Source organism: Nocardia sp. NPDC049935 (assembly GCF_055586645.1).
The window spans coordinates 52226-70601 of record NZ_JBVJHV010000007.1 but is presented as its reverse complement, the minus strand read 5'-3'; the positions used below and the strand labels follow the sequence as shown (position 1 = coordinate 70601).

The 18376-nt window shown below is 66.5% G+C and carries 21 protein-coding genes; 7 read left to right on the top strand and 14 right to left on the bottom strand.

All coding sequences use genetic code 11. The features are described 5' to 3' along the window. Nucleotides 1-23: 23 nt before the first annotated feature. On the top strand, nucleotides 24-617 hold the full coding sequence (locus ACZ6SF_RS25205; RefSeq protein ID WP_466065050.1) for a TetR/AcrR family transcriptional regulator: 594 nt from the start codon (nucleotides 24-26) through the stop codon (nucleotides 615-617). Between the two features lie 146 nt (nucleotides 618-763). Beyond that, complete coding sequence (locus ACZ6SF_RS25200) at nucleotides 764-1234, top strand: RDD family protein (protein ID WP_466065048.1); 471 nt, start codon at nucleotides 764-766, stop codon at nucleotides 1232-1234. A 115-nt stretch (nucleotides 1235-1349) separates the two neighbouring features. Here ACZ6SF_RS25200 and ACZ6SF_RS25195 read toward each other — a convergent pair whose 3' ends face one another. The 3 genes from ACZ6SF_RS25195 to ACZ6SF_RS25185 form a co-directional block, all read right to left on the bottom strand. Beyond that, nucleotides 1350-1817 (bottom strand): hypothetical protein, encoded by a 468-nt coding sequence (locus ACZ6SF_RS25195; protein ID WP_466065047.1) that lies wholly within the window; start codon nucleotides 1815-1817, stop codon nucleotides 1350-1352. 213 nt (nucleotides 1818-2030) lie between these two features. Then, nucleotides 2031-3248 (bottom strand): ABC transporter permease, encoded by a 1218-nt coding sequence (locus ACZ6SF_RS25190; protein ID WP_466065046.1) that lies wholly within the window; start codon nucleotides 3246-3248, stop codon nucleotides 2031-2033. Further along, the gene (locus tag ACZ6SF_RS25185; protein WP_466065044.1) at nucleotides 3245-4123 is read right to left on the bottom strand and encodes an ABC transporter ATP-binding protein; all 879 of its coding nucleotides are present in this window, start codon (nucleotides 4121-4123) and stop codon (nucleotides 3245-3247) included. Before ACZ6SF_RS25185 ends, ACZ6SF_RS25190 begins: the two co-directional genes overlap by 4 nt. 286 nt (nucleotides 4124-4409) lie before the next feature. On the opposite strand from ACZ6SF_RS25185, the gene ACZ6SF_RS25180 reads away from it, so the two are divergent. Next, a complete protein-coding gene (locus tag ACZ6SF_RS25180) occupies nucleotides 4410-5363 on the top strand; it encodes a hypothetical protein (RefSeq protein ID WP_466065043.1) in 954 nt (317 codons plus the stop codon). A 38-nt stretch (nucleotides 5364-5401) separates the two neighbouring features. On the opposite strand, the gene ACZ6SF_RS25175 is transcribed toward ACZ6SF_RS25180, so the two are convergent. Then, entirely contained in the window at nucleotides 5402-5593 is a 192-nt protein-coding gene (locus ACZ6SF_RS25175) for a DUF397 domain-containing protein (RefSeq protein WP_466065555.1), read from the bottom strand. A gap of 2 nt (nucleotides 5594-5595) precedes the next feature. Then, nucleotides 5596-6483, bottom strand: coding sequence for a helix-turn-helix domain-containing protein (locus tag ACZ6SF_RS25170; RefSeq protein ID WP_466065041.1), 888 nt, complete (start codon nucleotides 6481-6483; stop codon nucleotides 5596-5598). Between the two features lie 323 nt (nucleotides 6484-6806). Here ACZ6SF_RS25170 and ACZ6SF_RS25165 point away from each other — a divergent pair, with 323 nt between their 5' ends. Then, entirely contained in the window at nucleotides 6807-7358 is a 552-nt protein-coding gene (locus ACZ6SF_RS25165; protein ID WP_466065040.1) for a hypothetical protein, read from the top strand. Between the two features lie 277 nt (nucleotides 7359-7635). On the opposite strand, the gene ACZ6SF_RS25160 is transcribed toward ACZ6SF_RS25165, so the two are convergent. Together ACZ6SF_RS25160 and ACZ6SF_RS25155 are read right to left on the bottom strand one after the other, a co-directional pair. Then, nucleotides 7636-8547 carry a protein NO VEIN domain-containing protein gene (locus tag ACZ6SF_RS25160; protein WP_466065553.1) on the bottom strand — a complete coding sequence of 304 codons (912 nt, stop codon included), beginning with the start codon at nucleotides 8545-8547 and terminating at the stop codon, nucleotides 7636-7638. 39 nt (nucleotides 8548-8586) lie between these two features. Beyond that, complete coding sequence (locus ACZ6SF_RS25155; RefSeq protein WP_466065039.1) at nucleotides 8587-9474, bottom strand: HNH endonuclease; 888 nt, start codon at nucleotides 9472-9474, stop codon at nucleotides 8587-8589. A gap of 195 nt (nucleotides 9475-9669) precedes the next feature. Here ACZ6SF_RS25155 and ACZ6SF_RS25150 point away from each other — a divergent pair, with 195 nt between their 5' ends. Next, nucleotides 9670-10455, top strand: a complete 786-nt coding sequence (locus ACZ6SF_RS25150; RefSeq protein ID WP_466065037.1) for a hypothetical protein — start codon at nucleotides 9670-9672, stop codon at nucleotides 10453-10455. Nucleotides 10456-10536: 81 nt separating this feature from the next. Here ACZ6SF_RS25150 and ACZ6SF_RS25145 read toward each other — a convergent pair whose 3' ends face one another. Then, nucleotides 10537-10782, bottom strand: a complete 246-nt coding sequence (locus tag ACZ6SF_RS25145; protein ID WP_449994932.1) for a hypothetical protein — start codon at nucleotides 10780-10782, stop codon at nucleotides 10537-10539. Nucleotides 10783-11044: 262 nt separating this feature from the next. Here ACZ6SF_RS25145 and ACZ6SF_RS25140 point away from each other — a divergent pair, with 262 nt between their 5' ends. Beyond that, complete coding sequence (locus ACZ6SF_RS25140; RefSeq protein ID WP_466065035.1) at nucleotides 11045-11668, top strand: chymotrypsin family serine protease; 624 nt, start codon at nucleotides 11045-11047, stop codon at nucleotides 11666-11668. A 33-nt stretch (nucleotides 11669-11701) separates the two neighbouring features. Here the strand turns inward: ACZ6SF_RS25140 and ACZ6SF_RS25135 are convergent, their stop codons facing one another. Further along, the gene (locus ACZ6SF_RS25135; protein ID WP_466065033.1) at nucleotides 11702-12508 is read right to left on the bottom strand and encodes an SAM-dependent methyltransferase; all 807 of its coding nucleotides are present in this window, start codon (nucleotides 12506-12508) and stop codon (nucleotides 11702-11704) included. 131 nt (nucleotides 12509-12639) lie between these two features. On the opposite strand from ACZ6SF_RS25135, the gene ACZ6SF_RS25130 reads away from it, so the two are divergent. After that, nucleotides 12640-14769, top strand: coding sequence for a putative bifunctional diguanylate cyclase/phosphodiesterase (locus ACZ6SF_RS25130; RefSeq protein ID WP_466065031.1), 2130 nt, complete (start codon nucleotides 12640-12642; stop codon nucleotides 14767-14769). On the opposite strand, the gene ACZ6SF_RS25125 is transcribed toward ACZ6SF_RS25130, so the two are convergent. From ACZ6SF_RS25125 to ACZ6SF_RS25105, 5 genes are all read right to left on the bottom strand, one after another. Continuing rightward, nucleotides 14766-14900, bottom strand: coding sequence for a hypothetical protein (locus tag ACZ6SF_RS25125; RefSeq protein WP_466065029.1), 135 nt, complete (start codon nucleotides 14898-14900; stop codon nucleotides 14766-14768). The genes ACZ6SF_RS25130 and ACZ6SF_RS25125 overlap by 4 nt on opposite strands. Before the next feature lie 21 nt (nucleotides 14901-14921). Continuing rightward, the gene (locus tag ACZ6SF_RS25120; protein ID WP_466065028.1) at nucleotides 14922-15800 is read right to left on the bottom strand and encodes a haloalkane dehalogenase; all 879 of its coding nucleotides are present in this window, start codon (nucleotides 15798-15800) and stop codon (nucleotides 14922-14924) included. A 128-nt stretch (nucleotides 15801-15928) separates the two neighbouring features. Then, nucleotides 15929-16657 (bottom strand): hypothetical protein, encoded by a 729-nt coding sequence (locus ACZ6SF_RS25115; RefSeq protein WP_466065026.1) that lies wholly within the window; start codon nucleotides 16655-16657, stop codon nucleotides 15929-15931. A gap of 116 nt (nucleotides 16658-16773) precedes the next feature. Next, nucleotides 16774-17559: an ABC transporter permease gene (locus ACZ6SF_RS25110; RefSeq protein ID WP_466065024.1), complete on the bottom strand. Its 786-nt coding sequence runs from the start codon at nucleotides 17557-17559 to the stop codon at nucleotides 16774-16776. Next, nucleotides 17556-18296: an ABC transporter ATP-binding protein gene (locus ACZ6SF_RS25105; RefSeq protein ID WP_466065023.1), complete on the bottom strand. Its 741-nt coding sequence runs from the start codon at nucleotides 18294-18296 to the stop codon at nucleotides 17556-17558. The genes ACZ6SF_RS25110 and ACZ6SF_RS25105 overlap by 4 nt, the downstream gene beginning before the upstream one ends. Between the last annotated feature and the right edge of the window lie 80 nt (nucleotides 18297-18376).

Genomic DNA, 18376 nt, shown 5'->3' with positions numbered 1-18376 from the left:
AGCGACCGCTATAAAATGTGTTCATGGCAGCGACAACACGCGGTCGTCCGCGCTCCTTCGACCGCGACGCCGCCCTGGACAGCGCGATCCGCCTGTTCTGGACCCGCGGCTACGAGGCCACCTCGGTACGCGATCTGACCGAGGCCCTCGGCATCGCCGCACCCAGCCTCTACAACGCCTTCGGCGATAAACAGCGCCTGTTCGCCGAGGCCGCGAACGTCTACGACCACGCCTACGGCGGATTCATCGAAGCCGCCCTCACCGAGGAGCCGGACGCGCGCCGGGCGGTCACGCGGCTGTTCACCGAGGCGCCCGAGCGCTACACCCGGCAGGGACTCCCCACCGGCTGCCTGATCGTGAGCGGCGACGCCGGCACCGACGACCCCCGGGTGCGCCGGGTCCTCCACGACATCCGCGAGCAGAAAACCGCCCTCCTCGCCGCCAAGATCCGCGCCGACGACCCACCCGTTCCGGCCCCCGACCCCGACGCCCTGGCCCGCTACGTGATGGCCGTACTCAACGGCATCGCCCAGCAGGCCCGCGACGGCGTCTCCCGCGACCGATTGGACGCGCTCGCCGCCGTCGCCATCGGCATGTGGACCGAAGGCACCCCCTGATCCAGGTTGAACATGCAGCTCAGGATGGACACGAATCAGTATCGGCACCCACGCCCGCACCCCCGCCTGTGGAATCCTTGAAGATCGACATGCCGTGCAGCACCTGATAGGCACCCGAAGCCACACAGCGTTCGCTAGGAGGCGTGATGACCGCAGGTGGATTCGACCCCACATACAGTCAGGCGACAAGTATCAAACCCGGTGGCCTGGGAAAACGCGCAGTAGCCAGGTTCGTCGACTGGATCATCGCCGGCATCATCGGCGCCATCTTCTTCTGGCTCCTGGGCGTGGTCTGGGACGCCCCCGACTGGGTGTCGGTACTGCCCGGCGCGGGCTTCGGCTGGCTGTACTTCGTGCTCTTCGAAGTCTCCTCCGGCTCGACACCCGGCAAGAAACTCCTCGGCCTGCACGTCAACGGGTCGGGCGGTGCACCCAAACCGAGCTTCAAGGACTCCGCGGTCCGCAACGCCTACATGCTGCTGAACCTGATCCCGTGGGTGGGCGGGCTGCTGTGGTTCGTGGCGGCGATCGCGATCGCGGTGACGATCAACGGGAGTCCGACGAAGCAGGGGTGGCATGACAACGCGGCGGGAGGGACGCAGGTCATCGACACCTGACCCGTAGGGATCACGACGAAGGGGCCGACGGTGCGGACGCGCCAGCGGCCCCTTCTGTCGGTCGAAAGAACGAGCTCGAGGAAATCGCTGCCGACCTTCCTGTGGTGTCCCGCTGTCACCCACCACCGCAGGTCGTCAAGAGAAAGTAGACGTCGAGAGATCCGTCCTTCATTCCCGCTACTTGCTGATCGGAAAGGCTCCAATCCGGGTCGGGAAACTCGAATACCTGCCGAACCGAGACGAAACACCGCCCCGGGGCGCTTCCCGCAGCGACTGTTTCGTACACCGTGCTTCTGTCCTCGGGTCCACGATCAGGGTTGTCCCGAGTGCTGATGGGCTTCTCGGGTACCTCGAGCCCGAGACCGGGTCCCTCGATTCTCGACTTCACGTCGTCGACAGCAGGCCCTGCGAAAACCGCCTCCGCCACGGGCCCGGGATCCTCGGTGTATCCGCGATCCCATACCTTCGTGAAGCCCTCGATCCGGACGCTGTCGAGGTACTTCTCCGCGTCGTTCTGCCTGGTCATCCACCAGATCGCCGCCGCCGCGATTCCCGCGACGAGAAGGATTGCCAGCAGGACCACCCGGACTCGCCCTCGGCTTGTGGGGTTCATTTGCACGTGTACGCCCCGCCCATCAGGTCCTTGGTCGCAGTCAGGATTGCCAGGTCGTCGTTCGTCTTTCGGCCGGAAGTAATCTCGCCGTCGGTGTCGAGTCGGATTTGTCCATCGCGCCGGCAACGGTTCCTACCCGAGCCCACTCCGAGCTCGATTACGCCGAGGGTGGATCGGTAACCGTCAGTCCTCGACGCTGAGCGCCTGCCGGTAGGTCAGGCGCCCTTGCGTCTGCATCAGTGAGCGGCGGTAGATCCGTTCCGCGACCACCACGATCCCGTAGGCCGCTGCCGCCATGATGGCGAGCGAGACGAACGGTTCCCACGCCGCGGCCGTACCCGCGGCCAGGCGGGCCGGCATGGTGACGATGGAGACGATCGGGATGTAGGACGTCACGGTCTGCGCCGTACCGGTGGCGAATATGCCGAGGAACAGGACGAGCATGATCACCATGCTCAGCGGGGTGGACGTGGACTGCAGGTCTTCGTTGCGGGTCGCCAGGGAACCGGCGACGGCCCACAGGCTGGCCAGGGCCAGGAACCCGACGACGAAGAACACGATGAACCATCCCGCCGCACCGGCGATCCCGGCGATGCGATCGGTGTTACCCAGCACCGCCAACCCGGCCAGACCCGCACCCGCGAACAGCACCAGCTGCCCGAACGCCATCAGGGTGTTCCCGGCGATCTTGCCGATCAGCAGCTGCCGCAGGGGAATCGCGCTGGCCAGGATCTCGACGATCCGGTTCTGCTTCTCCTCGATCACACTCTGCGCGATGGACATGCCGAACAGCAGCGAGGCGACATAGAACAGGAACGCGAAGACCACCGTCATGATGCGGGCGAAGCCGGGGTCGACCGCGGATTCGTCGAGCACGTCGTAGTGCACCCTACCGCCACGACCGAGCTCGTCGAGTGAGGTGCCCGCGGCCTCGGCATTGCGCTGCAGCGCGAGCTGCTGCGCGGCGGTGGTCACATAGGTGGCGACGTCGTCGTTCTCGGAATCCTTACCGAGGAGCCGCCAGCCGCCGGGTTCCGCGACCAGGCCCGCGTCGACCTCCCCGTCACGCACCTGCTGTTCGACGGCGGCGAGGTCGGCCACCGGGCGGCCGGTGAAGGTGACATCACCGCCGGCCGTATCGGCGAGGGCGTCGGCCGCCTGCACCACCCTGCCCGCGTCCGGTCCGGTCACGGCGATCTCGATCGTTTCGGTGCGCCCGCTGAGGAAACCGCTGATGGCCAGCGATGCGACGATGGCCACGATGGTGACGACCGTCGAGATCAGGAAGTTGCGGTCGCGCAGCTTGACCATGACCTCCCGTTCCGTGACGATCCGCCACACGCCCCGCTGGGCGGCGTCCGCCCGGCCCGGCCGTGCCCGGCCCGCAATCGTCCCGGTCATGCCGTCACCTCCCGGAAGATCTCGGCGACCGACGGCCGCACCTCGGCGAATTCCCGCACCGACCCGCGCGCCAGCGCTTCGGTGAGCACCTGGTCGGTGGTCGCGCCGGTCAGCTCGAGCAGCACCCCCGACTCGTCCCGCTCGATCACACTCACCCCCGTGAACTCGTTCAACCAGCCGGTGTCGGCGTTCGCCCGCAGCCGATACCGCAGCGCGCCGGTCTCCCGCAGTTGCGCCGCCGAACCCTGGGCGACCACCCGGCCGTGCGCGAGGATCACCAGCCGATCACACAGCCGCTCCACCAGATCCAGCTGGTGTGAGGAGAACAGCACCGGCACCCCTCGCGCGGCGTATTCGGCCAGCAGTTCCGCCATCGAATCGACCGCCGCCGGATCCAGCCCGGAGAAAGGCTCGTCCAGTATCAGTGCCCCCGGTTGTGCCACCACCGCCGCCGCGATCTGCACCCGCTGCTGATTGCCGAGCGACAGCGATTCCAGCTTGTCCTTCGCCCGGTCTCCGAGCCCGAACCGTTCGAGTAGCTCCGCGGTCCGCCGCCGCCCCTCGGCGGCCGAAAGTCCGCGCAGCCGGCCCAGATACACCAGCTGATCCTGCACCGGCTGCTTCGGATACAACCCGCGCTCCTCGGGCATGTACCCGAAGCCGCGCCGATCGGCCACGGTCACCGGCCGCCCATTCCAGCGCACTTCGCCGCCGTGCGTGGCCAGCACACCCATGATCATCCGCATGGTCGTGGTCTTACCCGCGCCGTTGCCCCCCACGAACCCGGTGAGCACCCCCGGCTCGACACCGAAAGTCACATCGTCGACCGCTGTCTTCTCACCGAACCGGCGCACCAGATGCGCAACCTCGAGCATCGAACCTCCCCGTCTGTGAACCGAGCCGAACTCTACCGGCTGCCCGGCCGCCGCCCGCCCGATCTCGATCACCGATGCATCGGCCGACCACATCGCCCCCAGCCGGCCGCTGCCGGCACTGATAACCTCCGCGGAGACCGCCACGGGGGGACCCGCCGCAGTCCGATGGGCCGCCGGGTCGGGACAGCCGCCGACTGTGCCCGTCGAGCACAGTGTTGATCCGGCTGCCCAGAGTTCAGGGGGAAACATGTCGTCGCTCTCACTACCCCGCCGGACCCGGCGGGGCATGCGGTGGTCCGCACTGGCCGTCGCCCTGATGGCAGCCGCCGGGTGCAGCTCCGAACCGCAATCGCCGACAGCCGGAACGGACGCATTGTGGCTGACCGTCCCGCAGGACGATGTCCAGTCGCAGCAGGTCCGGACCCGGTCCCGCGCTCTCGACGTTTGCGCCCTGCTGCCGGCCGAGGACCTGGCGCAGGTGGGTGAGTTCTCGGTGCGCACATCGGGGCCGGGTGCCTGCGAGGCGACGACGGCCGCGACACCGTCCGAGGAGACCACGGTGAAGTGGAGTGTGGCCGTGGAACCCGCTCCCGAATCCGAAATGCCCTATGGCACCACGAAAAAAGTCGGCGACGCCACGGTGTGGACGGTATCCGATGCCGATACCCGGCCCGGAGTCGATCCGGCGCAACTCACCAGCCGCAGCTGCTCGGCCACGGTCCGATACCCATCGACCGCGCACTTCTTCCTACAGGCCGATACGCAGCCCGGCACCGATCCGTGCCCGATCATCGAACAGCTGTTACCCACCGCGCTGCGCCAGTGGGCCGCCGAACCCGCGACCGGCACCTCGCCCGACACGGTGGTCACCGCGCTCACCGGCCAGGACCCGTGCGCTGTGCCCAGGGCAACGGACGGCGCCGTACTCGACGCAAACCAAACCCTGTGGACCTGCGGTTTCACGTTCCGCGGTGACGAGATCCTGGTGGAATACAAGTATCAGCCGGTCCTCGGCTTCGTATCCAGGCAGGCCGTGTTCACCGTTGCCGGAGACCCCGTCTACCTCTACGACGGCGGGGACGGCCATCGGACATACAACGCGGTAGTCGGGCCGGAGCTGAACTCCGACTCCGACTCGTCCTCGGGCGGCTTGGAACCGATGGTCTCCGTCCACGGCACCGATGCCGCCGCGCTCGAAGAGGTCACGCGACGGATCGTAGAAAACCTCCCGAACCCATGACCATTTCCTGCAGATCGGTCTGGCCTCGGTCTTCGGGGTCAACTAGCGGCCGAGACTGCTCGGAGGAACGCCTCCCACGTGCTCGGCGAGAAAACAAGCACGGAACCGTTCAGGTTCTTCGAATCTCGAACACCGACCGCGTCGGAGGTGTGTGCGACCTCCACACACTCGCCGCCGTGCTGGCTGTAGCTGCTCTTGAACCAGCTCGCATCCGATAGGTCAGTGCGCACCTTCACCGCTCCCTTGCCAACTCTCTGAGCGCTTGTCGGCTATCCGGCCCGGCAATCGCCCTACCTCTGATGAGATCGTACGTCCGGAGAAACTTCGCTACATCGTCTCGATCCTCGATGTACATGTTGCCGACGACCCCCTCCAGAAAAACGACCGGCGGCTCCACTGGTTCACCGGGAGCCGACTCACCGAAGAGGAGGACTACGAACGGAGGCATGGAAAGCCCTCCGGGGAAGCCCGCAGTGAAGGGGAGAATGGCCAGATCGACGTTGTCTCGGGTGGACATATCGGCCAGATGCCGAAGTTGCATAGCCATTACACCAGGACTTCCTGCTGTCCTCCGAAGTGCAGCCTCTCCGACCACCACGTCCAGTGCGACCGGCTGCGTACGGCGGGTGATGATCCTCTGGCGCTGCATCTTGAGCTGGACACGGCCGTCCTGTTGTAGGGAATCGTCATCTGGACGCTGCTCCTGAGCCAAAGCGCGATCGTAGTCAGCGGTCTGAAGCAGCCCGGGCACCAGGTCTGGTTGATAAGAGAGGATTTTCGTGGCAGCCGCTTCCAGGCCCACGTAGACATCGAAGCCCTTCGGGATCAGATCTCCGTACTGGTGCCACCAGTTCTTCACGTTCGCCTGTTTCGCGAGCCCCACCAGGGCTGACGTCAGATCTTCCGGGACCCCGTAAAGGTCGCAGGCGGCCTGGATATCTCGGGTCTTGATGCGTGAGTTCTCTCCCTTCTCGAGTCGACCGAGGCTGGTTGCCCCCATTTCCAAGAGCTGGGCGGCCTTGGCTTGCGTGTAACCGGCACGGGTCCGCCACTCCAGCAAGTGCCTTCCGAGTTGGCGCCGGGGCAGCGTCGATCCGGTACCGCCGGGGTCTTCGGGCATTTCATCCTCCGTTTCGGGGATACAGGATTCACCGATGCGACGAAAGCCTCCCACCTCGCACGGTTGGCTTCCTGGTTCTATGCAGAACCTTGTTCGGGGGCACCGATTCGGTGGGACATCGGGCCGTTCGAAGTGTGTCATGAACACTGCTCCGCCACGCCGGAGTCGAACAGACAGTGCCCGAACGTATTCCACATATCCGACCGAACCGAGGCGCCGCAGATATGACTCATTCGACGGGAAGCATGCATCCCGACCGACCCCGCGCGATCGGCTACCTCCGAACGGAGCTCTCGTCGAATCAGGTTCACCACACTGAAGCGATGCGGCTACTGGCTCGGCGCCAGGGCCACACGCTGATCTATATCGTGCGAATCGGCCCCGACTCCATTCCGGATCCGATCGGCCATGTCCTCGACATCATCCGCGCTACGAACACGGCGACCTTGATCGTCCCCGACCTCTCTCATCTCGAAAATCACCCCGGTCGCGTCTGCGACAGCTGCGACCTCATGACGGTGTGCCCGGGACAGCTTTGGATGAAGGCTGGTTCAGGCGCCAGGAGTACGTCACAAGCTCCCCACTGGTTGCCGGAGATCTGGCATGGCGAACCCTGCACCCGCCTGCGAATCAGCGACGCGCACAGCACCATGCAGGCACATCGGACGTGCAACCCATTGGACTGTCCCCGCAAGGCGGCCGCCTTCGCACGCTTGGTCGAAGCAGGCAAGGTCATCCCCGCCACCCGTAGTCCTCGCGAACGAGCCGCCGCACGTGGCCTTGCGTTCCCACCCGCCGAACGGGGCAAGTCGGGAACGAGGCCATCTCTTGCGGTCCTCGAACGGTTGCTTACCGGCCTCGGCCAAGTGCGCTGATGACCGGCAGTCGAGATGATCGGAATCGCGTCGATGTCTGTCTCACAGTTTTTCTGCACGGTCTACGCTTCGAATATCGAGCTCACCCCAGCGCCGCGCGACTGTTTCTAGACGAGTGGACGGCGCGCCACGGCAGCCACACAGCTGCCATCCTCTCCGAGAGCCCGGCCGATCTCCAGCGTCTCCCGTGTGAACGGCTTTATCTGAACCTCTGACCGGCGTCGACCGGCACTTCTACTGTCCGGACCGCCGCATGCATTCAGTTATGCACGTAGTTTCAACCGACCCACTCGCTCGCGCCACTCAGCAGCCTGCCTGCGGTGTCGGCGCTCGACGCGATGCCGAGCCTCGAGATTCCCGAGACCGGTATATGCGGGGGAACAACCAAACGGCAGGACTCCCAACGCCCGTAGGGACCTCGGTCGGCGGGAACCTGATCGGATATCCAGTCGTTCGGCACGGTCGCGACCGCTGTCGGCTCATGGTTCGAATTCATTCGCACAGCGACCAGTTCCCAATCGGGGTCACGGTTCAGGGCGTGGTACTCATTTCGGCTGAGATAGAGGGTGAGGCCGGTTTGTCGAGTGGTCGACTTGACCTCGAGGTGTCCTTGGGCTCTGCCGGAAACCGCAATGTCATACCCGAGGCCGTCGCAGGTAGCGGCGACATGGTCCACGGATAGCTCAGGTGCAGCAGTTGCCAGAAGATCCACGAGGGCCAGTTCGCCGGCAAGACCGATTTCCGACCACCGCGAACTGTCGACCTTTCCTCCCCACGGAAGGTTCGGTGTCGGGAATGCGGTATCCAGACGCGGTTTCGGCGCGCCATGGGGCGCCGAAATCTTCTCGGCCGGGGCATACCTTTCCCAGATCTCGACTGCCAGCCAATGCATCTCGTCCGGAGAATCGATAAAACGTCGCCATATCTCGACGTCCAGCCTGCCTCCGCGAGTCTTTGCGCCGGTGTGGTCGTCACGTCCGGTCCGGATATCCGCCGACTTCCGGGAAATGCTCCCGACGCTCCGAAACTGCGGGCCGACGTCGTTGTGTATTCGGTTTGCCCGATGACGGAGCAACTTGGACAGCTCGGCCGCCAGGGGATTGTGCGATCGAATCTGTTTCCAGCCCAACGACATCATCGCATCGCAGACGAGGATGAGCTCTTCCTCTGACCATGTCGGATATTGCATCGTCACCTATCGTTGCAGAATTCTCGCTGTATCAGCCGGTCAACCAGCGGCCCTGAATTCGGCGAACCTTTCATCCAACCGTTCGGGTGAAGGGCGTTGGCGAGGCGACTTCGGCACGTCCAAGGACTGACGGTCGAAATGCAGGAATCCATGCTGGACGACCGGGCTCTCATCGTTGCTCTCGAAGAGCTTTTGACTGACGACTACCTGATAGTCAGGCGAGATGCCGATCAGGTTGGCGTCGAAAGCGGCATGGTGGAGCTTGCAGAGGCACAGGCCGTTGTCGACGGCGGGCACTCCGTGCTCCGCGCCATCGGGCGTGATATGCGCGGCGTCCAACAGTTGGCGGTGACCCAACCTGCAGACGCTGCACTTGTTGCCATAGGCCGTCATAATTCGGCCCCGGAATTCGGGCTGATGTAGTCGCTTTCGGTTGACCGTTTGCGCATAGCTGCGTTCGATCGGCTTGAGATGAACGGGGTCCTCGGCATCGAAGAGTCGCTCATCCAGCGCGAGGAGGAACCGTCGACGCTCGGGGTCGTCATGGATCACGTATACCGGGAACACGGGGACATAGACGCCGTCCTTGATCCACCGGAGCAATATCAACGGCAGCTGGAGGTTGTAAGCGTTCCGGAGTTTGCGATTGTCACCGTCGGTGCTGCCCGCGCGGTACGAGTACACGAATGTCGAATCGTTCAGCTCTGTATCGTCGTAGGGACTGTCCGGTTTGGACATGATCGAGAGCGTCGCGGCAAGATCACGGGGGTTCCAGATGCCTCGGTTCTGGTCGATCAGCCGCTGTGGCCGACCTCCAACGGAGAAGGTGGCGAGTTCGGTCCGAGTCAAAGTGCCCTTGTCGGCAACTTGCTTCGTCAGATGATCGAAGATCATGTTGCGTAGCTCGAGCTCTACCCCGCGTTCCACGGATGCAGTCTGACAGTTCAGATGTCATGTGTCACGGGCACAAGATCATCTGCCTCCGAAGAGTTATGAGTCCCCTCGGTCCACAGGCGCTCGACCAAAGCGCCGCGGAACGGCAATGATTCTCGCGTGGATACATGGTCGATGGTGGATCGGGCGACCCGGCGGTATTGGAGGACGTTCGGTCGGGAGGTCGATGTGGAGGGGGAGCATCGGTGGTTGCGGGCGCCCGTGCTCACCGACCTGTCCCGGCCCGTCGCGGACAACTGGTTGCGGGCCGAGGCCGAGCGGGTGGGTGGCCGGATCGACGACAACCCCACCGCCGGTTTGCTTCCCGATATCGGCGCGCTCGCGGGGGTGGGGTTCGATCCGGCCCGCCTGCACGCCGACGTTCGGGATTTCTACGAGCACACCGCCGCGTGGCGGATGGAGGCGTGGGTGCAGTGGTCGCCGGTGTTCGCGCTCGGGGGCCGATTCATCACGCGGTTCTTCGGGCGCCGGGTAGGGCAGTTGGCACTGCCGATCCGGTCGTTGGATACGGCTCGTGGGATCGACAGCCGGGTCGAGACGTTGTTCGACGATCGGGGCGAGTATCGCGGGGCGGCGTGGTTGCGGACGTCGCGGGCCACGGGGGAGTACATCTACAGCGGGTTCTATCGGGTGACGCGGCTGCCGGGGTCCGGGCAGCCGAGTGTGCACGTGTCGTTTCCGCTGCCGCTGGGGAATGTGCAGGTGTTCCTGCGGCCCGAGGTGGGGGAGAGCGGGGCGTTGCGGCTGGTCTCCCCGCCGGGTGCTTTCGGCGCCGATGGCGCGTATGTCACGGTCGTGGAGGGGGCGCGGACCTGGGCGGCGCGGGTGCCGATTCACGAACGGTTCGATGTTTTCCCGGACGGTGCGGGGCTGGTGCGTACCGATCACAGTCTGGCGATCGGCCGGGCCACCGCGCTTCGGCTGCACTATCTGCTCGTACGCGATCGGCGCTGACCGGGGTTCGGTGCGAAGGATGTGCGACCGCGCCGAGTGCGGGGGCGGTGCGGTTGGTACCGCACCGCCGTGTCCACCCGGTCAGTTCGGTTGGCAGACGAACATCCATTCGGTCCCGTAGTGCTCGGCGGCGCTCTTCTCGAGGTGCACCCACTCGTAGTGCCCCGGCACGCCGCCACCGGCGGTGCACGGGTCACCGACCTTCTTGCCGTCCGGCGGCGGGGGCGGGCCCGGCTGCTGTGCGCCGGGCAGCCCGGGCAGATCGGCGCTACCGGAAGGGAGGGCGGCGGCGGTCGCTCCCGAGAACCCCAGGACGGTCAAGGACATCGCCGCGATCATGCAGGCCTTTTTCATATACGCGTCTCCACTCGACGTTCGTGCACGGTCGGCCCCGTGACCGGGTCGGTCGCCGCATGGCACGCCACCTGCGTCCGAAACGGCCGGTCGTAGGAGCCGGTGCCAGGCTAGTGGCATCGTTCGGTTCGCGCAGTGCCGAGCGCGGTGGGTTCTGGATCGAGAACGGCGCACCGGGAGACTCTCGGCCGCGAGTTCCACCGAGCCTCGGCGGTGGAACCGTACGCTATCGCGCATGACCAGGACGTGGGTTCGATCCACACCGGTGAACAAACGTGTTGTCGCACTATTCGGTCTGGCCGCTGCTGTCGCCGGAACCGCACTCGCACCGGGGGCCGGTGCCGATACGGGATCCGCGCTGCTCGATTTCGGCTCGGCCTCTTTCGGCTCTTCGGCTACGGGCTCCGCTGCTACGGGGTCGGCGCTGTTCGCTCCCGGCAGCGCCGAGGGAATCGCCGTGGGGCCGGGATCGTCGATCGGGCTGTGTTCGATAACCGCGACAGGTTATGCGGACGGACAGCCGGTCGCGCTCACCGCGGGACACTGCACACTCTGGCTGTTCGGGGAGGCCCGGCTTCCCGACGTGGACTGGGCCATGATCCCTCTGATGCCCGGCACACGGACACACAACACGCTGCCCGATGGCAACCGGCTGGTCGCGACCGATTCGGAAGGTGACCCGGTCTGCCGGTACGGCCTGACCAGCGGGACCCGATGCGACGGATACACCGGCATCTCCCTCGGTGACTCGGGCGGGCCCGTGTACCGGCCGGTCGGTGACGGCACCGCGGTACTGGTCGGCATCACCAGCTCGAATATCCAGTACTCCAGCCTGCCGGCCAACTTCGTGCTGGGGTGAGCGTCGGCCGATCGGGGCGTAACCCTCGGCGGATCAGTCCTTGCGGGCGACCGCGCCGAAGGCTCCGGACTGTTCCGGGTGCTCGCCGATATCGCCGGGACTCTCCGGGCGCCACAGGGGGAGGTGGACCAGGCCGGGCTTGAGCATGGTCCAGCCGGTGAAATAGGCCTCGATCTCGTCGCGGGTGCGGAGCACGATCTCGGTGTTGGTGCGGCCGGACAGTTTCTGGGCTTCCAGGACCTCGGCCGGCTGGCCGTCGGCGGTGGCGTGGGTGATCGCCAGATAGCTGCCCGCGGGGACGGCGGCGGCGAGGCGGGCGACACAGGCGGCGGGGTCGGCGTCGTCGGTGACGAAATGCAGGACCCCCAGCAGCAGCACCGCGACCGGTTTACCGAAGTCGATGAGGCTCTCGACCTTCGGGTCGGCGAGGATCGTCTCGGGGTGGGCGGCGTCGGCCTGGATTACCGCGGCATTCGGGTTACCGGCCAGGATGGCTTCGCTGTGGGCGACCGCGACGGGGTCGATATCGACGTAGACGACGCGGGCCGACGGGTTGATGGCCTGGGCGACCTCGTGCACATTGCCGACAGTCGGGATACCGGAGCCGATATCGAGGAACTGGTCGATGCCCTCGTCGGTGAGGAAACGGACGCAGCGGCGCAGCAGATCCCGGTTCGAGCGCATGGTTTCGGCGACATTCGGAGTGAAGGTCTCGATCTGCTGGGCGAGCTGCCGGTCGATCTCGAAATTGTGCATACCGCCGACGAAATAGTCGTAGACGCGGGATGCGCTGGGGCGATCCAGGTCGATACCCTCGGGGGCCCAACTCGGTCTGCTCATCGGCCGGGTAAATCCTTTCGCACCAACGATTTCGGCGTCCACCGCGGGCGGCGAGCCGAATGGCTGCGATGGTATCCGAAATCGGTCGGAAGTGTGTACGTTCCACATCGGAGCGGCTAGAGTCGGCCCTCATGGGTTGGGATGCCGGGCCCGGTGCGTTACCCCAGGGCTCTCATGCCGACCTGGCCGGCCGATGGATGGCAGCGCTGCGGGAGGGAGCGCGTGATCACGTCGTGCCCATGAGCGCCGCCGAAACGGCCGGATTGCTGACGCTGCTGGCAGCCGAAATCTGTGCCGCCGCCGCGCCCGAGCCGGAACCGGAGCGGGCCGTCGGCGTCGGCGCCGAACTGGCCCGCGCGCACTTCGTGGGCGATGAGGTCCTGGGGCGCAGTATCGATGTTCTCGGCGCGCATCTCGCTGCCACCGGTATTCCGGCGTCGCGGGTGGTCGCGACGCTGGGCGCCTTCGCCAACGGATACCTGCGCGAATTCCGTAGCTGGCTGCTCGCCGAACAGGAGAGTGTGCGCACCGCCGATATCGTCGCCCGGCGCGCCGCCGAGGAGCAGTTGCGGGCCAGTGAAGCGCGGATGCGCGGGGTTTTCGCGCAGGCCGGAGTCGGCACGGGGCTTTCCGATATGACGGGGCGGATCACCGAGGTCAATACGGCGTTCGCGCAGATGCTCGGGTACCGGCCCGAGGAGATGTGCGGGATGCTGGTGACCGACCTCGCGCACCGGGACGACGAGAACGGGATGTGGGAGCTGTACGGGGCGCTGATGGCCGGCGAATGCGACAGCGTCCGGCTGGAGAAGGCCTACCCGCACCGGGACGGCCACGCGGTGTGGACCAATCTGAATGTCTCCCTGATCCGGGACTCCCGAGGCGCCCCGCAATACACGCTGGTATTGGTCGAGGACATCTCCGAACAGCGGGCACTACAGGCGAGCCTGCGCTACCGGGCCCACCACGATCAACTGACCGGGCTGGCGAACCGGTCCCGCTTCTTCGACGCGCTCGCCGACGCGTTCGCCGCGCCGGATGCCGGTGTCGGACTGTGCTATGTGGACCTGGACCACTTCAAAACCATCAACGACACCTACGGTCACGCGGTCGGCGACGAGCTGCTGGTGGCCGCCGGTGCCCGGCTCGGTGACTGCCTCACCGAGCCCGGGCAGCTGGTCGCGCGGATGGGTGGCGACGAATTCGTGATCCTGGTGCCCGACCCGGCCTGCCCCGGTTCGGTGGCGACGCTCGCCGAGACCGTGCTGGCGGCGTTCGCCGAACCCTTCGAGATCAACGGTCAGCTGCTGCGGGTGGGGGCCAGCGTCGGAGTGATGGAGCAACGCTGGGACCGGGCCGATGTGGACGAATTCCTGCAGGCCGCCGATACGTCCATGTACTGGGCGAAATCGGCCGGGCGCGGCTGCTACGCGGTGTTCGATCCCGACCGCGGCCGGCGCGAGCACGCGCGCGCCGAACTGTCGGCGGCGATCCCCGAGGCGTTGGCGGCCGGGGAGTTCTTCCTCGACTATCAGCCGATCGTGCCCCTGGCCGGGGACCGGATCGACGCGGTGGAGGCGCTGGTGCGCTGGCGTCACCCCGACCTGGGCGTGCTCTCACCCGGCGAATTCATCGACCTGGCCGAGGACAACGGCCACATCTCCGCCCTCGGCGCCTACGTCCTCGACGAGGCCTGCCGTGCCGCCCGCCGCTGGTACGACCTCGACCCCGAAGGCGCGCCGGTGATCAGCGTGAACGTCTCCGCGGTGGAAGTGGCCGACCCGGGATGGCTGGCGCGGGTGGAGAAAACACTCGCCGACACCGGGATTCCACCGCAGCGCCTGCAACTGGAGCTGACCGAGCGGGTATTCATGGCCGACGACGCCGGACCACTGGCCGCGCTGCGCGCCCTGGCGGCGGCGGGCGTGCGGATCGCGCTGGACGATTTCGGCACCGGCTACTCCAACCTGGCCTATCTCGGCCAGCTGCCGTTACAGGTGGTGAAGCTGGCGGGCCCGTTCATCCAGCGGATCCGCGACAGCGGCAGTGCCAGTGCCACCGATGTGGTCGTGCTGGAGACGATTGTCGGGTTGACCCACGCTCTCGGGTTCACGGTCACCGCGGAATGCGTCGAAACCCGGTTCCAGGCCGAACAGTTGCGGGCGTTGCGCTGCGATACGGCGCAGGGCTGGTTCTTCCACCGGCCGCTGCCGGAGGAGCGGGTGACCGATCTGCTGGAGCGGCAGCGGTGGGATCGTTAGGATCCACGGGCCTCGACCGGGGGTTCGGTGGCGGGCCAGGCCGGATCGCGGCCGATGAAGGCCATCAGCCGGTCCTGTGGGGAGGCATTCGCGGCGACCGGCCGTGGCCGGGTGAACTGCGGGCCGGACATCGGCACCACCGCGTGGAGCTGCTATCGGTGCCAGGTGCCTCGGACGAAGCGCGCGGCTATTGCCGATGTGATCGTATCGGGTGCGTGTTCCTGGATGAAGTGTCGTGCGTGGGGTAGTTCGACGACGGTGGGGTTCGCGAACGCGGCGCGGATGCGAGGGATGCAATCGTTGGGCCGGAAAACCGGATCTCGCATACCCCACACCAGCAGAGTCGGCTTATCGCCGAGCGAGGCGGGGACGTCTCGGGCGAGCTGCTCGAGCAGCGGACGCGCGGCGCGGATTTCGCGGGGCATAACGGCGAGTGCGCGCCGGGCATCCGGGGTGGGCTGGACCGCGCGGTAGTGGTCGGCCTCGGTGGTGGTGAGGGTGGGGCCGAGTTCCGCGAGCAGGACACGGTCGACGAGGAAGTTCTTCTCGAGTATTCGCCGCTGCAGGGGGCGGCTGCTCATGATCGCGCTGAACGCGCGGTTGGCGATCGCATCGATCGGCCAGAAGGCGGTATTGCCGAGCACGATGCCGCGCACCCGATCCGCGCGCGGGACCGCCGCGCCCAGGCCGATCGGGCCACCCCAATCGTGTCCCATCACCACGAAACCGTCGAGACCGAGATGGTCGATGAGTTCGCCGAGGACCGCGGTCTGTTCGGCGATCGTGTAGCCGAAGCCGGCGGGGCGTTCGGACAGCCCGAAACCCGGGTAGTCGACGGCGATACACCGGTACCGGTCACGGAGGCCCGTCACGATATGGCGGTAGAGGAAACTCCACGCCGGGGAGCCGTGACAGAACAGGATCGGTGGTCCGGCGCCCTCGTCGATGTAGTGCACCCGGCCGGCCGACGAGTCGAACCAGCGCGATTCGAATGGATACAACTCCCTGTCGGGCACGAAATCGATCAACATGGGCCCCTCCCCTCGGTGCCCACCCTACGCGCGGGGCGCGATACCCCTGCCCCGCATTCGATTTCGCCCGGCGATATCGGGCCGGGGCGAGTGCGCGTTCCGCTTGCGGCCAGAGCCGGACGGGGCCCTCAGGGCGGGAAGTACGCCCACACGGCCGCCGATTCGGGTGATGTCCGCAGGGTGCCGGCGGATCCCGCGGGTAGGTAGGCGAAATCTCCCTCTGCCATGGTGATGCCGTCGGTGCCGGCCGGCGCCGGAGCGCCCGCGCCCCGATCGACGTGGATTTCGAACCGCCCCCTGGTCGCGACCACTACGGTGTCGCGGGAGAGTTCGAACGTCGTGGCGGTATCGGCGCCGATGCGGCCGAAATGGGCGCCCTCATCCGACTCATCCCGTCCCTCGTGCGCGGACAGTTCCAGGCGACGCCGCGCGGCGAGCGCCCGGTCGGTGACCACGGAGGCGGGCGGCTTGCCGATCGAGCGGGCCCGGACCGTCTCCCACGCCGCGCGGTCCACCCGCCACGCCGGAGGGTGGGCCAGGGCGATCATTCGCAGATCTTCGGCGACCCGGAGTGCACCGGGGGTCGCTTCGCGTAGATGGATCAGCTGCCCGGCGTGCGCGGATACGGGGCCCTCCGCCCCCTCCAGGACCATCACACCGGCCGTGAGGATCCACACTTCTTCGTAGGGGGCGGGCAGCGCGGCCCGCGCCCCGACGTCCATCTCCACGAAGGCCGCACTCATCCGGCCGTACCCGGCCTCGACAACCGCACCCAGCCGGATGCCGTCCTCGATCGACGCCCACTCGCGCACATCGCCGGATGTGAAACCGCGTACAGGCCGGTGGGATTCGCTCATCTGGGCCGCCTCCTCGAGATTCTCGACTCGATCGGAGCCTAGAAACTCGAGTGCACTTCAGGTCAACTCTGTGCGACCCCGTTTTCCGGTGCCGCCTGGGCAGAGCGCACTCGGGATCAGTAGCCCTTGGTGTCGGTGGCGGACAGGCGCAGGGTGCCGATGACGAAGATCGCCAGGCAGATCGCGGCGAAATACGCGAGCGACCCGTTCTGGCCGAACAGGCTCTCGATGGTCGCCAGCTGCCCCACCCCGAGCTCCCCGTTCTTGAAGGGCGACAGCTGTTGCAGGGTGACGCCGAGGTCGCCGGGGACGAAGGTGACGAACACTTCCACCCCGAACTTCCACAGCAGCACGATCATCACGACGAAACCGGGCTTCGGGATCAGGGCGGAGAGGCCGAGGCCGAGGGCAGCGATCAGCAGGGTGTACAGCGGCACGCCGAGCAGGAGCTGGATGCCCTCGGAGGAGAAGACGTCCACCCGGCCCCAGATCTCGGGGAACAGCTTCGGGAAACCCCAGAGGACCACGAAGGTGGTGATCAGCGCGGTGACGGCGGCGATCACCCCGAAGACGATCAGTTTCGCGACCGGCAGCAGCCAGCGTCGGGACTGGATACCGAACGCGGTTTCGACGGTCTGGTCCTTGAATTCGGCGCACAGCGAGGTCACGCCGCCGGCCATCAGGATGAACGACGAGAAGACGAGGATCCAGTAGGCGGCGTTGTTGGTGTCCATACCGCCGGCGCCGTTGAGGGCGTTGGATTCGGTCGCCTTGGCGATACCGAAATTGATGCCCAGCGGGATCACGACAGCGAGGGGGACGACGGCGTACCAGAGGGAGCTGCGCCAGGAGAGTTTGGCGAGTTCGCTGCGGACGGCGCGAACGAGGTAGGTGGCGATCATTCGCGGGCACCCCCGGTGGCGGCGTATTCGACGCTGCCCTTGGTGAGTTCGACGTACGCCGCTTCCAGCGGACGCGGTCCGGACCCTGCCGCCACCAGTTCGTCCTTACTCGTATCGGACAGCACGCTGCCCTTGCCCATGACGACTATCCGGTCGCCGGTGATCTCGACCTCGGTGAGGTTGTGGGAGGCCACCAGCAGGCATTTGCCCTCGGCGGCCAGACCGACCAGGAGTTCGCGCAGCCAGATGATGCCCTCGATATCCAGGCCGTTGGCCGGTTCGTCGAGCACCATGGTCTTCGGATCGCCGAGCAGGGCCGAGGCGATACCGAGGCGCTGCAGCATGCCGTAGGAGAATTTGCCGACGGGCCGTTTCGCGACTCCGGCGAGACCGACCCGTTCGAGCAACGGGGCGACCTCGGATTTCGCGACGCCGCCCAGCCGCGCCTGCCACAGCAGATGCTGTTCGGCGGTATGGGCGGGGTTACGGGAGAAGGCGCCGAGGCTGAAACCGATCTCGCGGATGGTGTCGCGGAAATCGCGCAGATTCTTGCCGTTCACGGAGACCGAGCCGGAACTGGGACGGGCCAGGCCGGCGATCATGCGCATCGCGGTGGTCTTTCCCGCGCCGTTCGGGCCGAGGAGATAGGTTATCGAGCCTTCGCCGGCCTCGAAGGTGACGTCGTCGACGGCGACTTTCTCGCCGAAGCGTTTGGACACGCCACGAACGCTGATCATAGGAAGTCCTGGGTAATCGGGTGCGGTGCCGCGGTGTCGCGGCAGCGGATTCGGTGTTCCGGGCGGCACCGGCCGATAGA